This window comes from Vibrio sp. 10N.286.45.E10, from assembly GCF_002874195.2.
Classification (GTDB): Bacteria; Pseudomonadota; Gammaproteobacteria; order Enterobacterales; family Vibrionaceae; genus Vibrio; species Vibrio crassostreae.
Map to the genome: position 1 here is coordinate 503,513 of NZ_MCWD02000003.1, position 14,925 is coordinate 518,437.

Below are 14,925 nucleotides of genomic sequence, written 5' to 3' on the forward strand. Positions count from 1 at the left end.
GGGTGCCTTTTTTGATCGTGTTTCGCTTTGCTATGAAAGCGACGCCAAACGGATTGTTACTCTGCTTGGTGGATACTCTCTTGAATCGTCAAACGTACTTCTGGGTAAAGCATTGAGTAGAGAAGCTTAGCGAATTGCTGAGTCTTTTCTAAATCACAGTTACCATCGTTATCCAGATATTGCTGCTGTTTCAGAGTTGCAAACATCGATGCAAACACGCCTTTATCGAAGAACTCTGGTGCATTGATGCCTTGTAGACGACCAAGTCGCTGTGCAATGTCTTGGCTCTTCTGTTCAAGATCGGATTTATCCAGGTCAGGATTCTCTGCCAACAGGTTTAGAGCAATCGAGTAGCGCTGTAGCGTCTCTGAAATCGTACGACCTAATAGCATCAGTGCTTGGCTGTTTGATTGGTTGATGGTGACTTCGTCATCAGAAATCACAAGCATACCTTGGTTAACCAGCTCTTCAATGATGTTAGAAACCACGCCTTCAAGCTTATCTTCTTCGTAGCTTAGGAATAGCTCTTTCTTCAAGAACGGGTAGATAGCAGCAACGTTCTCTTGAATCGCGTCAATCGATAAACCGCGCTGACGAATGGTCATCTGTGCAATTAACGATGGCAGAGCAAACAAGTGAATGATGTTGTTTCGGTAGTAGGTCATCAGAATTGACTGGTGACGGTTTAGTGAAATGATGTCGCCCATTGAGTCTGATTCAATCAAGAACTTGTTAAGTGATTCAGCATGTTTTACCAATTCTTCAGCGCTGTCTTTTGGCACTGTGAACGTTGCCGAATATGGAACGTTCTTAAGCAGAGACAGGTAGCAATTGATCTGAGAAACCAAAGAGTCACGAGACAATGCGCGCTGTCTTGAAGCCAATAGTGCCGTTGCACAAAGGGTCAGGGCATTGGTTGCTGCCGCATCGTTAATGTGCGTCATCATTTTGGTCGCTAAGTCATTAACCACTGGGTTCATCCATTGTGGCTTGCTGGTGCCCATTGGATCGATGTCTTTGGTCCACTCTGGTGAGTGCTCATTCAGGTATTGGTTCAGTTGAATCGGCTCACCGAAGTTCACGTAGCCTTTACCAAAGTTACGCAGCTTACGAATGGTACGAATCACCAAGCTCGCGTTTTCTTTCTCTTTACGCTTACCTCGAAGCTCTTTCGCGTAAGTCGCTACTTCCATAACGTGCTCGTAGCCAATGTACACAGGAACCAAAGTCACCGGACGGTTCATACCGCGCAGCATTGCTTGGATTGTCATCGCTAGCATGCCCGTTTTCGCTTGCAATAGACGACCTGTACGAGAACGACCACCTTCACTGAAGTACTCTACGGAGTAACCTTTAGCGAACAATTCCGCTAGGTATTCACGGAAAATCGTCGAGTACAGCTTGTTGCCTTTGAAGCTACGACGAATAAAGAACGCACCACCATGACGGAAAATAGGACCGGCAGGGAAGAAGTTCAGGTTGATACCCGCAGCGATGTGCGGAGGCACCATGCCTTCGTGGTAAAGCACATAAGAAAGCAGCAAGTAGTCCATGTGGCTACGGTGACAAGGCACGTAAACAATCTCGTGACCATCTTGAGCCAACTTACGAACCGTTGAAGCGTTGCTGATATGCAGGCCTTGGTACAGCTTATTCCATAGCCAACCGAGAATCTTCTCACCACGCTTGATCAGCGAATAAGAGAAGTTCGCAGCAATCTCGTCCATGATGTCTTGAGCTTCTTTGCTCGCTTTCTCGATCGAGATGTTCTTTGCTTGTGCTTCGTCTTCAATCGCTTTCTTGATCGCTTCTGATTTTAATAGGCGATCAAACAGAGCTTGGCGGCTTGGCAGGTTAGGACCTGATGCAGCAAGCTTTTGGCGAGAGAAGTGAATACGTGCCACGCGCGCCAATTTGTGCGCGATGGTGCTGTCGGTGCCGTGCGAGTTAGCCATGTAGCGTAGAGAAACCACTGGGCTGAAACGAACCAGACAGTCACGACCGGCTAGCAATACAGCTTTTGATTTCTCTAAGCCGTTCATTGCCTGTAGGTAAGGCTTCTGGTTATTCTCTTTACCAGGCTTACGTCCCCACAGCACTGTAGCAGGGATAACTTGAACATCGAGTTCAGAGTCGTCAGCGTGCAGTGAAAGCAATTCAGAGAACACTTCAATTGAAGAGCTTGGTACATAATCATCGTCTTGCAGCAGAGTTTTGCGAGAAGAGATGAAAACGTAGCGTTGCAGTGATTTGCCGTTGATTTCAAGCTTGCTCAACGGATCAGGTAGGCCTAATTCAAGTGCATGTTTTTGCAATGTAAGAATGTCTACGCTTGAGCGAAACGGTAAGGCGTATACAATCGGTTTGCTCAAATCAATGTTCAAATCCTCAACAGGGTTTGAAGGAATTGATGTGCCCTTTACCAATAGGGATAAAGGTAGCTTCATTAATGAACGTGAAAAAGATTGTCCAGAAGACATATAGGTTCACTGCCTCAATAGTTATTTCAATGTGCTGAAGCGTATCTCTATTTCTATGATAAAAAGGATAAATCCTATGAGTGAAATAGGGATAAGCCTAGGCGTAAATTTAATCGATGCAAGAATACCAGAAACTGGTCTAACCTTTTAATGGAAATAGTCATATTGCCGTTAAGTTTGTGGAAAATCATTCATCGACTGATTGAGTATAGGGTTAAAAATGACCAAAAAATCAAACACCGGATTCAAACGCATCATCAAAGCAGCAGGCTTTTCATGGCAAGGCATTACGAGTTCGTTTAAAAACGAGGCTGCATTTCGACAAGAAGTGTTCATGGCGGCCGTGCTTATTCCGTTGGCATTTTACCTGGATGTAAGCCAGGTTGAACGAATCTTAATGATCTCATCTGTGGTATTGGTGATGGTTGTCGAGCTAATTAATACCGCGATTGAAGCGGTTGTCGACCGAATCGGCAGTGAGCATCATGAGTTATCTGGAATGGCGAAAGATGTCGGCTCGGCAGCGGTTCTCATCTGTTTGGCACTCGCAGGTTATGTGTGGCTAGAGATCTTGTTTTTGTAATTTGCTAAAAATGAACTAAAAACAACCAATTGCTTTGCTTTTGTTCAGTTACTGGATATACTCACAGTCAACTGTATAAAAAGACAGGTGAATCATGAAGCCGTTAACGCCCCGCCAGCAACAAGTCTTTGACCTTATCAAAGGTAAGATCGAAGATTCCGGTATGCCACCGACACGTGCAGAAATCGCGCGTGAACTAGGCTTCCGTTCTGCCAATGCTGCAGAAGAACATTTGAAAGCTCTTGCTCGTAAAGAAGCGATTGAGATTATCCCGGGTGCGTCTCGCGGTATTCGTATTTTGCTTGAAGATGCAGCAAACGAAGAGCAAGGTTTACCATTAATCGGTCAGGTTGCCGCTGGTGAGCCTATCTTGGCTCAAGAGCATGTAGAAATGCATTACCAAGTTGATCCAGGCATGTTTAAACCACAAGCAGACTTCTTACTTCGTGTAAATGGCGAAAGTATGAAAGACATCGGTATTATGGATGGTGATTTATTAGCTGTTCATAAAACACAAGATGTCCGCGATGGTCAGGTTGTAGTGGCTCGTGTCGATGATGATGTAACGGTAAAACGCCTAGAACGTAAAGGTTCAACGGTTCTGTTACATGCTGAAAATGAAGAGTTTTCTCCAATTCATGTCGATCTAGAATCTCAACACTTGTCTATTGAAGGGCTTGCGGTTGGTATTATTCGCAACACCGACTGGATGTAGTCAGTACAAACAGCTTATTGATATTTATTCTCAATAACTTGTTATTGTAATTGATATTCATTATCATCTTCTTTGTCGAGATACAAGGAAGATGATGATGTCAAACCCAACCAAACCTCAAATGAAGCCGCTTACTCGTAAGCCGCGCTCCTCTGTGCAAAAGGCTTCTTCTGAACAAGGGTCTGCACATCAAGAATTACAAGTTCCGACCAACCTTGTTCAACACCTTTGGTTTCGTAGTCGTGAAAGCCTAGCCGATGACGGTCTCGTTTATGACCCTATCGCAGCTCAAGCTTGCAAGCGCTGCCAACTCGCACCTGAATGTCTTACTGGCGAGCTAGACCAGCAACAACTTCTCTACGCAACACTGACTCAACTTTGTGACTCTCAAGTTCAGCAATTTCTATCTCACAACCCAGATGCTTGGATCATCAATGTTGGGGCAGGGCTCGACACCCGTTTCTACCGTTTGGATAATGGACGCTGCCATTGGGTTGAGTTGGATGTCACGGAAAACCTAGTGTGGCGCCAACGCCTGTTCCACAAAAATGAACGCTATCGTTTGGAGTGTGGTTCTGTCGATGACCTAACTTGGCTGGATGAACTTAATATTCCAGAACAAGCCTCGGTGATGGTGGTGTGTGAACATGCTCTGCTCGATTGCAATGAACAACAGACCGCGAACTTTATTCAGTCTTTGAGCCGCTACTTTACTCATGCACACGCGTGTTTAGTGTTAGCTGGAGATAAAAGCTCTAGTGCTCTTGGGCAAAAGCTCGGTTCTGGAAAGTATGCGCATGGCCTGTCTTCTCCAATAAACAGTGTTCTCAATTGGCTGCCATGGGCACAATGGGTAAAAGCGTTTTCTCCCCTAGACCAGCAATGCAATCGTTGGAAATTGTGGCAGCGATTATTGTGTAAGATCTCTCAGGTCAAAAAGCGTTTAACGCCACAGTTAGTGCTCGTTAAGTGGTAACCCTAGCGGTTCTGTATTTCGAGTAACTGAGTACATAGCCGGTATAAGTAAAATTCCACAACATAGTGAAAGCCCACCCACTAGGTTAAACTATCGCCTCTAATCTAAGAGGTGATCGTGAAGCTATTTAATCCCCAAACTATTTTTCAAACGCTATCCAATCAGGCGATGCACAAAAAAGTGCTGTTGCTCGCGATCCCGATGGTTCTCTCTAATATTACTGTTCCACTGCTGGGCTTAGTCGATGCGGCGGTTATCGGTCACCTAGAGCACTCTTGGTATTTAGGTGGTGTGGCGCTGGGCGGCACAATGATCAGCGTGACCTTTTGGTTGCTTGGTTTTCTGCGTATGTCGACAACAGGGCTAGCCGCACAATCTTATGGTGCGAATGATGGCAAGCAACTTGGTTTGGTCTTCGTGCAAGGTGTGACCATGGCCTTAGGGTTTGCTGGTGTCTTTTTGCTTTTACACAGTCTAGTCGCCGATTTAGTTTTCTCATTGAGTAGCGCCAGTGATCAAGTTAAGCACTATGGTCAGCAATATTTCTCAATCCGCGCCTGGAGTGCACCTGCTGCGCTAACTAACTTTGTAATTCTAGGTTGGCTGCTCGGGACTCAAAATGCCAAAGCGCCAATGTGGATGGTGATCATCACCAATATCACCAATATCGTTTTGGATATCGTTTTTGTTATCGGCTTAGGATGGCAAGTGGAAGGTGCAGCATTTGCATCTGTAATGGCTGATTATGCCGGTCTAACATTTGGCTTGATTTGTGTTTACCGAATCTGGGCGAAGAAGCAGTTACCATCGCCATGGGATCTGCTTAAGAAAACCAGCCATGGTTTGAGTCGTTTCGTAAAACTGAATCGCGATATCTTTCTTCGTTCATTGTGTCTACAAGCGACTTTCACTTTCATGACCTTCCAAGGAGCAAGCTTTGGCGATGATGTCGTGGCGGCCAATGCAGTGTTGATGAGTTTCTTGATGATCATCTCTTATGGGATGGATGGTTTTGCCTACGCAATGGAAGCGATGGTCGGTAAAGCGATAGGCGCGAAAGACAAAGATGAACTGAACCAGTCATTGATTGGTACTTTCTTCTGGAGCTTTAATATTTGTTTGGTGTTGACCATAGTGTTCGCAATCGCTGGCTCTAGCTTAATTAATATGATCACCACAATCCCAGATGTAAAAAGCCAAGCTGAGGTGTACCTGCCTTGGTTGATCGCAATGCCACTGGTTTCAATGTGGTGCTTCTTACTCGATGGTATTTTTGTTGGAGCAACTAAAGGCAAGGACATGCGCAATAGTATGTTTGTCGCGACCTGCTGCTTCTTTGCTATTTTCTTCCTAGCGTCCAGTTTAGAAAATCATGCTCTGTGGCTTGCGATGCTGAGCTTTATGGCAATGCGTGGTATTGGTCTTGGTGTGTTATTTGTTTCTCAGTGGAAGAAGGGCGAATTCCTCGCTTAGTTCTAACGGGTACAAATAGAAGATGTACAGACTAAATGGCATTTAGAACATCATGATCTAATTACTTTAGTTACTATATTTTTCAATGTTTTAAATGAAAACAGCAAGCTCATGGCTTGCTGTCTATGTATTTAGCCTATGGGTGGTCAAATACTCCTGTTAGTTCTTTATTTAGAACAAACGGTTAAGGCCGTTAAGAGCGGCAACACGATAAGCCTCTGCCATCGTTGGATAGTTAAAGGTGGTATTTACAAAGTACTCGATGGTATTTGCTTCACCTTTCTGCTCCATAATCGCTTGGCCGATATGAATGATTTCAGCGGCACGCTCACCAAACACGTGGATACCCAAAATCTCTTTGGTTTCGCGATGGAACAGGATCTTCAAGCTACCAATATCTTTACCAGCGATTTGAGCTCGAGCTAAGTGTTTGAATGAAGAACGTCCCACTTCGTACGGTACTTTCGCAGCCGTTAGTTCTTGCTCGGTTTTACCAACAGAACTGATCTCAGGGATGGTGTAGATACCGGTTGGGATGTCTTCAATAAGGTGGCGTTCAGCTTCACCTTTCACAATTGCCTGAGCAACAAATCGACCTTGGTCATAAGCCGCACTCGCTAGGCTAGGGTAGCCAATCACATCGCCTACCGCGTAAACATGGTCAACATTGGTTTGGTAATTGGTGTTGACTGATACTTGTCCACGAGAATCCGCCTCTAAACCAACCGCACCAAGGTTCAACTTATCGGTATTACCGGTTCGGCCATTGGCATACAGTAGGCAATCGGCACGCATTTTCTTGCCGGATTCTAGGTGAATGATCACGCCATCGTCCGTGCCTTCGATTTTCTCAAAGGTTTCGTCGTTACGAATCACTACACCGCTGTTCCAGAAGTGGTAAGAAAGCGCATCAGAGGTTTCATTGTCTAGGAATGACAGTAGGCGGTCTCGAGTATTGATGAGATCGGTTTTGACACCTAAGCCGCGGAAGATAGACGCGTACTCACAACCGATAACGCCAGCACCATAAATGATGATGTGTTGAGGGTCGTGTTTAAGAGAAAGAATTGAGTCACTGTCGTAAACACGCTCGTGTAAGAAGTCCACGTTGTCTGGTTGGTAAGGGCGAGAGCCTGTCGCGATAACAAACTTGTCTGCACTGTAATGTTCTTCAGTGCCATCGCTTTGCATTACCGAGACAGTGTTGGTATCAATGAAGCGCGCCGTACCAAATACTAGTGTGCATTGGTTACGGTCGTAGAAGCCTTGGCGTAATCGAGTCTGCTTGTCGATTACGGATTTAGCATGACCCAAAATGTTGGAAAACGTTGAGTGAATGCTTTTGTTGTTCTGACAAAACAGTGGATTGTTGTTGAATTCGATAATACGGCTTACGGCATGACGCAGTGCTTTGGAAGGAATGGTTCCCCAGTGAGTACAACCACCACCAACACTGCTCTCTTTCTCAATGATTGCAACGTTCAACCCGGCTTTGGTTAATCCCATCGCTGCCCCTTCTCCTCCGGGGCCACTACCAATTACGATTACATCAAAGTGGTTGGAGTGCGGCATAGATATCTTCCTTGTTATATTTGATTAACATTGCTTTAGCGAGATTTTAACTGATTCTGTTCTTTGGTACATGAAAAGGGCATCAGAGAGTCGGTGGGATCACGCAGTGTTATCGAAAAAATAATATTTGGTATGTCGTATGTCTCCAAATGACAGTGTGGATATTGAAATTTTTTCTTTGAACGTATTTACTTCGGTACGTGCACAAAGAGGTATGTTTAGTGTCTTATATAACCAGAGTGCCTTATATAAATAAGTGATTCGCGTTATATTGAACAGAGTATTAGACATGCCTGTTTAGGCTGTAAAAAAAGAAATTGATAAAGTATGAAACCAATGGGCATTCGCGCACAGCAAAAAGAAAAAACTCGTCGCAGCTTAATCGATGCGGCATTTAGCCAACTCAGCGCTGATCGTAGTTTTTCCAATCTAAGCTTGAGAGAAGTCGCTCGTGAGGCTGGAATAGCACCGACTTCCTTTTATCGTCACTTCAAAGACATGGATGAGCTTGGCTTAACCATGGTTGATGAAGGTGGCTTACTGTTGCGCCAGTTAATGCGTCAAGCTAGACAACGCATAGTAAAAGAAGGCAGTGTGATTCGCACATCGGTTGAAACCTTTATGGAATTCATTGAAAGCAGCCCTAACGTATTCAGACTGTTATTGCGAGAGCGCTCAGGAACTTCATTTGAGTTTCGTGCAGCGGTAGCTCGTGAGATACAGCACTTCTCTGCTGAGTTAACCGAATATTTGATAACGACTGGCATGACAAGGGACGAAGCTTTTACTCAAGCTGAAGCCTCGGTCATCTTAGTTTTCAACTCAGGGGCAGAAGCATTAGATTTAGATCGACGTCAGCGAGATGAATTGGCTGAACGCTTGATCATGCAATTGCGAATGATGGCCAAAGGAGCTTTTTGGTATCGTAAAGAACGTGAACGTAACCGATTAAAAGGCGGGATTGAATAATGTCGAATGAAAATAATACTGTAAACCGTGGTTCTGAAAGAAAGACACTTGTACTTGCTGTTGTAGCCGGTGTGTGTGGTGATGCATTGTTATCTTGGGTAACAATGAGCGAAGTGGGCTTCTCTATTTTTCCGCTTATCGCTTTAGTTTTAGCTGTACAAGCGCTTTACCAAGAATACCTAACTAACCCAGTATCTGAAGATATCCCACTAGTAGGTTTAGCTTGTTTCTTCGTGGGTGCATTTGGCCACTCGGCTTTCGTGAAAGCACAACACCCAGACGCTGGCTCAAACTTCTTCGCGATTATTGTCGCGATGTTGCTTCTTGCATGGGTAGGTAAGAAACTAGGCTTTATCGGCAAAACGGCTTAAGCTGATTTAGAAATAAAAAAACGAGCCAATTGGCTCGTTTTTTTGTATCTGCTGTTTGTCTTAGGTCGAGAAAGCAAGGTTTATGATTTACGCTCTAAGAACATACCCGCTTCCATGTGGTGGGTGTAAGGGAACTGGTCAAACAGAGCAAAACGAGTGATATCGTGTGTTTCGCTTAAGATCTCTAGGTTCTCTTTCAACGTTTCAGGGTTACAAGAGATGTACATGATACGCTCGTAGCCTTGAACCATCTTACAAGTATCAACATCCATGCCTGAGCGTGGTGGATCAACAAAGATAGTGTTGCAGTTGTAGCTCTTAAGATCGATGTTCGCTTGCTGTAGACGACGGAATTCACGCTTGCCTTCCATTGCTACGGTAAAATCTTCTGCAGACATTCGGATGATCTGAACATTTTCAATGTTGTTCGCCGCGATGTTGTATTGCGCAGATTCTACTGACGGTTTCGCCAGTTCAGTTGCCAGTACACGCTCGAAGTTTTGTGCTAGCGCTAATGAGAAGTTACCGTTACCACAGTAAAGCTCAAGCAAGTCGCCTTTGCTGTCCTGAGTACAGTCGACAGCCCATTCCAGCATTTTCTCTGCTACTTTGCCGTTTGGTTGAGTAAAGCTGTTCTCTACTTGTTGGTAGATGTAGCTATCACCATTCACGTCTAGCTTTTCAATTACATAGTCGCGATCCAGTACAATTTTCATCTTACGCGCACGACCAATCAGGTTTAGGTTAAAACCTTCATCGTTTAATTGCTGCTTAAGTGCTTTAGCATCTTGAATCCACTGTTCACCTAATTGGCGATGGTAAAGCAGTGACACCAAAATCTCGCCGCTTAATGTAGAAAGGAAATCTACTTGGAATAGCTTATGGCGTAGAGAGTGGTTGTCCTTCATTGCATCTGTTAATAGAGGCATTAGGTCGTTGATAAGACGGCTAGCTGCAGGGAACTGGTCTACGCGGTATTTTTCTTTAGTCTCTTGATTGAACATGACGTAATACATATCGTCACCTTCATGCCACACGCGGAACTCAGCACGCATGCGGTAGTGTTGTTCTGGAGATTCATACACTTCCAGCTCAGGCACATTATATTCTGAGAACATTTCAGTAAGACGTTCAGTCTTTTCTGCCAGTTGTTCTTGGTAGCGTTGCGGGTTTACATCTAAATTCGCCATTGTTATGCCTTTTGCTGTCGTGCTTTTAAATCAAGAGCGCAGATTTTATTCAATCACAGGCGCTTGTCCAGTGTTGAGAGCCAATCAGTGTAAATAGGCCATGAAAACTATAGCTTATAACTATCTTAGACTAGACAAATGATTCAGAGGTCAATACTATCTTCGGCAAGCTGGTGCCATTTGGATGTATAGATGGCTGAAGAGGGAATCTGGTGCGAATCCAGAACTGACGCGCAGCGGTAAAAGAGAACAAGTATTCATAAGACACTGCAAATAGCTTTTTGTGGGAAGTCGAATACAAGGTAACCATAAGGTTGTGCTCTTGAGTCCGAATACCTGCCAGCGGCCAAACCATAAATGTGGTTTGGTAGGACTTTACGCGATTTAGGACCACAACATGAACAAATCCCTTTTAGCGGTTGCTGTAGCATCGCTGCTTTCACCTATCTCCAATTTACACGCCCAACAAGCATCTGCCGACGAAACCATGGTGGTTACGGCTAACCGTTTTGAGCAAAGCACCGAAAGTGTTGTCGCTCAAGTTGAGGTTGTGACACGTCAAGATATAGCTCGTATTCAAGCTAAGTCACTAACTGATGTATTCAAACGATTAACGGGCATTCAAGTTACACAGAATGGTGGTAGAGGCCAGCAAGCTTCGATCTTTGTTCGAGGTGCTAACTCTGATCAGGTTCTTGTGTTAATTGACGGCATTCGTTTTGCTCGCGCTGCAAAAGGTGGTGTCGATTTCAGCCAGCTGCCAATCACATTTGTTGACCGAGTCGAGTATGTACGAGGCGCTCGTGCTGCTATGTATGGTTCAGAAGCTATTGGTGGTGTGATTAATATCATTACAGTTGCCAGTTCTGACAATGAAGAAACGGTAGTGAGTGCGGGATTAGGCAGCCGTGATTATGAAGAGTTAAGTTTTGTTAGTGGTACCAAAGTTGGCGAAAATGGTCATTTGAATGTATCGGTTGGTTACGATTCTGATGAAGGCTATAACGTTCACCCCATGCCCGGAGTAAACGATGGCGACCGTCATGGGTTTGAATCACGTAATGCTTTGATTGGGTACGTACATAACTTCGACCAACAGTGGAGTGGCTTTGCGAACTTCCGCATGTTTGAAACCATTTCTCAATATGATGGTTCGTATGTTGATTTTAATACCGGTAACCCAGTCCATTCTTACAAAGAAGCTGAAGTTCAAAATTCTACCTTTGCTACTGGTGTTAAATATAGTGGCAGTGAACTTAAGTCTGATTTCCTAGTTAACTATCAGAATCAAGATAACTGGAACTACGAACAGTCTTTAGGCAAGAACTCGGCGTCAGCAACATCTGATGAGCTTGAACAGTTAAATGTTCAATGGGTTAATTCATACAAACTAACTTCGGCACTGACTCTTAGTGGCGGTGTAGATTGGCGTGATGAGGCTTATATTGTTAAGCCTTCGAATACTGAATACGACAGAACGAATGTTGCGTACTTCGCTGCATTAAATGCAGATGCGGATAAAGTGTTTGGCGAGCTGAGCGTCCGTGTGGATGACAATGAACAGTTTGGTACCGAAACCACTTACAACACAGGGTTAGGCTATCGTTATGCTGAGTGGCTTGTCGTGAAAGCAGCTTATGGCACATCCTTCAAGGCACCTAACTTATATCAACTATACAGCTACTACGGTAATGCACAGTTAGAAGCTGAAAAGGCAGATTCATTCGAGCTGACTTTTGGTGGCTTAATCAAGGATGTTGATTGGTCGATTACTGGCTATGACACGAACGTCGAAGACTTAATTGATTACAACTACGCGACAAGCAAGTACTACAATACCGATGGCGAAAGCCAACTACGTGGTGTGGAAATGGTCGTTGGATTTGATACTAGCTTTATTAATCATCAAGTGAGCGCTAACTTTCAAGACCCAGAAGATCAATCTGGTGATCAATTGATACGCAGAGCTAAGAAGATTTACAAGTATAATGCAGTGGCTAGTTTCGATGAGGTTGATGTTTCGCTAGGCTACCAATATGTAGGTGAGAGACCGGATTTCTCTGAAGATCTTGCAGCGTATAGTTTGTTTGATGTTTCAGTGAACTACTATGCGAATGAAAACCTAACTTTAAATGGTCGAGTGGATAATTTAACTGACGAAGAGTATGAGACTGCTGGTGGGTACCCATCACCAGAGCGTACATATCACATGAATGCTACTTACCAATTCTAATTAACACCTAAACCGCCTTCGGGCGGTTTTTTCTTATTGGGTATATCAATGAAAAAGAAAGTCGTCATAAGTTGGTCATCAGGCAAAGACTCTACATTAATCCTAGAACGTCTACTTGAAAGCACTGAGTATGAAGTTGTTGCTCTCTATACTACGTATGTGGGAAATGAGGTTCCTTTCCAAGTAACGCCAATCGAGGTTGTCGGAATGCAGGCAACATTGATTGGTTTGCCATTAATAACGATTGAGCTGCCGGAAGTCTTTCCAAGTAATGAGATCTATCAAAGTACTATTGTTACGGCACTTAAAGGATCTGGTTTATTTATCGATGCCGTGGCATTCGGCGATATGTTTTGCAATGGTATTGCTGATTACCGAAGAAGTTATATAGAACCTGCGGGTTGGGAGTGTGTTTTTCCTCTACTGGGACAGAGTAGCCAAGCGCTGGCTCAAGAAATAATAGATAGAGGAATCGAAACCTTTCTCGTCACAGTTGATATCGATGCATTAGACATGAGCTATTGCGGGAAAGAATACACACCTGAACTAATAGACAGTCTGCCAAGTCACGTCGACCCATGTGGTGAAGGTGGTGAGTTTCATACCTTAGTAACGTCAGCGCCATGCTTTAAAGGAAAACTTAAGATAGAGCTAGAAAATGCAGAGCAGGGTGAGCGCTTTGTGCATCAACGCTACCGAGCTTGCATTATGTGGAGTGATGATTGGCGAAAACTAAGTGAAGGGGTATCATTGCTGTGGAACTTATTACAGGTAATGGTTGTGTCGGAAAGCATACAAAAAAACATATTGGTCTTTGATTCTGGAGTTGGCGGTCTGTCTGTATATAAAGAGATAAGCCAGTTACTACCCAATCACAACTATATCTATGTATTCGATAACGAAGCTTACCCATATGGTGAGCTCGATCAGCAAGTTCTCATTCAGCGAGTCCAAAGTATCGTGGCCAGTTTTGTGGTGAGTCACGATATTGATATTGTAGTGATAGCTTGTAATACGGCCAGTACGATAGTCTTGCCTACACTTCGCGCTAATAATCTTATCCCTATTGTCGGTGTTGTCCCGGCAATCAAACCAGCTTCATTATTGGCTAATAAAGCCGTTGGCCTTATTGCAACTCCAGCGACGATTACTCGTGAATACACACACGATCTAATCAAAAATTTTTCGAGTAATAAAAGAGTGGAGCTATTAGGTTCCACTCGGCTGGTGGATATGGCCGAAGATAAACTTAGAGGCGAGGAGATTAGCCTTGAAGAGTTGCAGCAAATTCTTCAACCGATGATCAACATGATTGATGTGGCAGTTTTAGGATGTACCCACTTCCCACTGATCAAATCAGAGATTCAACAAGTATTAGGTGAAAGCGTAGTGCTGATAGATTCTGGTAAAGCGATAGCTAAGCGGGTTCAAGATTTGTTGAGCTTGGAAAGCATTAATAAAGAAGGTGGAGTGCGTGAGGTTTTTTGTAGTGCACTCCCTAAAAAAGAAAGTGCACTAAATAGTATGTTAAAGCAGTTAGGATTTAGCTCAGTTCAGATTCGTCCGCTTCAGGATGTTTAGGATCATTTGCAACACGTACTTTTAAAGTTCGTTGCATGTAATCTTTATCGTTAAGTGCAGATATTGCATGATTCACATCATTACTTGCCATAACAACAAATCCAAAGCCTCTTCTTTTACCAGTACGTTTGTCTTTCATTAAACGTACTGCAAATACTTCACCATGCTCTGAGAATAATTCACGTACATGTGATTCGTTCGCTTTGTATGGAAGGTTACCCACATAAAGTGTTTTTGTTGAAGCCTTAGGTTCTGAATCTGATTTTGAGTCGGTGCTTGAAAAGTTAACAACAAAAGCGGAAGCCAAGACACCAAGGATAAAGGTAATTGCAGGCGATATATCTACCTGAGAGAAAACAATGCCGCCTAATACAGCCAGTGCGACAATTAACAACATCGATTTTTTTGAGTTCATATCGGAATACTACATATTAATAAACGAAATAGACGCATCTACCATTAACAAAATAGACACATGAATCTTACGTTCATGGCTTCCATTTTTCCAATGTATTGCTGTGATACGTCTCAAATGTTTAGTTTTTATTCGAAAAATGCGGATCTGGTGGCTTTTTAGGCGAACAAAACTTTTATTTCAAAAAGCCCTTGTGCTCCCCTTCAATCTCTCTATAATGCCGCCTCACCGACACGGAGTGAGACGAAAGTCACACAGCGAAATCGGTAGAGAAAAAGAGTTTGAAAATAACCCTTGACTCTCAAAGTGGTGCAGGTATAGTACGCACCCCTAGCGACTGAGATGTGAATCACAAAACGCTAGCGCT

The 14,925-nt window shown here is 43.8% G+C and carries 12 protein-coding genes, 1 pseudogene and 1 riboswitch; of the genes and pseudogenes, 9 read left to right on the forward strand and 4 right to left on the reverse strand.

Annotated features, from left to right (window positions below; all coding sequences use genetic code 11):
• Nucleotides 1-56: 56 nt before the first annotated feature.
• Entirely contained in the window at nt 57-2,480 is a 2,424-nt protein-coding gene (plsB, locus tag BCU34_RS23580; RefSeq protein WP_102478817.1) for a glycerol-3-phosphate 1-O-acyltransferase PlsB, read from the reverse strand.
• Between the two features lie 220 nt (nt 2,481-2,700).
• Here plsB and BCU34_RS23585 point away from each other — a divergent pair, with 220 nt between their 5' ends.
• From BCU34_RS23585 to dinF, 4 genes are all read left to right on the forward strand, one after another.
• Nucleotides 2,701-3,063 carry a diacylglycerol kinase gene (locus BCU34_RS23585; protein ID WP_102478816.1) on the forward strand — a complete coding sequence of 121 codons (363 nt, stop codon included), beginning with the start codon at nt 2,701-2,703 and terminating at the stop codon, nt 3,061-3,063.
• Nucleotides 3,064-3,157: 94 nt separating this feature from the next.
• On the forward strand, nt 3,158-3,778 hold the full coding sequence (lexA, locus tag BCU34_RS23590) for a transcriptional repressor LexA (protein WP_019820514.1): 621 nt from the start codon (nt 3,158-3,160) through the stop codon (nt 3,776-3,778).
• Between the two features lie 97 nt (nt 3,779-3,875).
• Nucleotides 3,876-4,754 carry a class I SAM-dependent methyltransferase gene (locus BCU34_RS23595; protein WP_048658872.1) on the forward strand — a complete coding sequence of 293 codons (879 nt, stop codon included), beginning with the start codon at nt 3,876-3,878 and terminating at the stop codon, nt 4,752-4,754.
• A gap of 117 nt (nt 4,755-4,871) precedes the next feature.
• Nucleotides 4,872-6,227, forward strand: coding sequence for an MATE family efflux transporter DinF (gene dinF / locus BCU34_RS23600; protein WP_170960873.1), 1,356 nt, complete (start codon nt 4,872-4,874; stop codon nt 6,225-6,227).
• Nucleotides 6,228-6,398: 171 nt separating this feature from the next.
• Here dinF and sthA read toward each other — a convergent pair whose 3' ends face one another.
• Complete coding sequence (gene sthA / locus BCU34_RS23605; RefSeq protein ID WP_102478815.1) at nt 6,399-7,799, reverse strand: Si-specific NAD(P)(+) transhydrogenase; 1,401 nt, start codon at nt 7,797-7,799, stop codon at nt 6,399-6,401.
• 327 nt (nt 7,800-8,126) lie between these two features.
• On the opposite strand from sthA, the gene fabR reads away from it, so the two are divergent.
• Nucleotides 8,127-8,768 carry an HTH-type transcriptional repressor FabR gene (gene fabR, locus BCU34_RS23610; RefSeq protein ID WP_010438693.1) on the forward strand — a complete coding sequence of 214 codons (642 nt, stop codon included), beginning with the start codon at nt 8,127-8,129 and terminating at the stop codon, nt 8,766-8,768.
• The gene (locus BCU34_RS23615; RefSeq protein WP_004736696.1) at nt 8,768-9,139 is read left to right on the forward strand and encodes a YijD family membrane protein; all 372 of its coding nucleotides are present in this window, start codon (nt 8,768-8,770) and stop codon (nt 9,137-9,139) included. The genes fabR and BCU34_RS23615 overlap by 1 nt, the downstream gene beginning before the upstream one ends.
• Nucleotides 9,140-9,219: 80 nt before the next feature.
• Here BCU34_RS23615 and trmA read toward each other — a convergent pair whose 3' ends face one another.
• Nucleotides 9,220-10,329, reverse strand: coding sequence for a tRNA (uridine(54)-C5)-methyltransferase TrmA (trmA, locus tag BCU34_RS23620; protein ID WP_102478814.1), 1,110 nt, complete (start codon nt 10,327-10,329; stop codon nt 9,220-9,222).
• 154 nt (nt 10,330-10,483) lie between these two features.
• Nucleotides 10,484-10,688, forward strand: a riboswitch (cobalamin riboswitch).
• 38 nt (nt 10,689-10,726) lie between these two features.
• On the opposite strand from trmA, the gene btuB reads away from it, so the two are divergent.
• The 3 genes and pseudogenes from btuB to murI all read left to right on the forward strand — a co-directional run bounded on the left by btuB (nt 10,727) and on the right by murI (nt 14,143).
• Nucleotides 10,727-12,562 (forward strand): TonB-dependent vitamin B12 receptor, encoded by a 1,836-nt coding sequence (gene btuB / locus BCU34_RS23625; protein WP_102478813.1) that lies wholly within the window; start codon nt 10,727-10,729, stop codon nt 12,560-12,562.
• Between the two features lie 48 nt (nt 12,563-12,610).
• Nucleotides 12,611-13,273 (forward strand): annotated as a pseudogene (locus BCU34_RS23630) (ATPase); the annotation flags it as partial.
• A gap of 63 nt (nt 13,274-13,336) precedes the next feature.
• Nucleotides 13,337-14,143: a glutamate racemase gene (murI, locus tag BCU34_RS23635; protein ID WP_102478826.1), complete on the forward strand. Its 807-nt coding sequence runs from the start codon at nt 13,337-13,339 to the stop codon at nt 14,141-14,143.
• Here the strand turns inward: murI and BCU34_RS23640 are convergent.
• Entirely contained in the window at nt 14,106-14,558 is a 453-nt protein-coding gene (locus tag BCU34_RS23640) for an RNA recognition motif domain-containing protein (protein WP_017061054.1), read from the reverse strand. The two genes, murI and BCU34_RS23640, sit on opposite strands and share 38 nt — an antisense overlap.
• Nucleotides 14,559-14,925 lie beyond the last annotated feature (367 nt).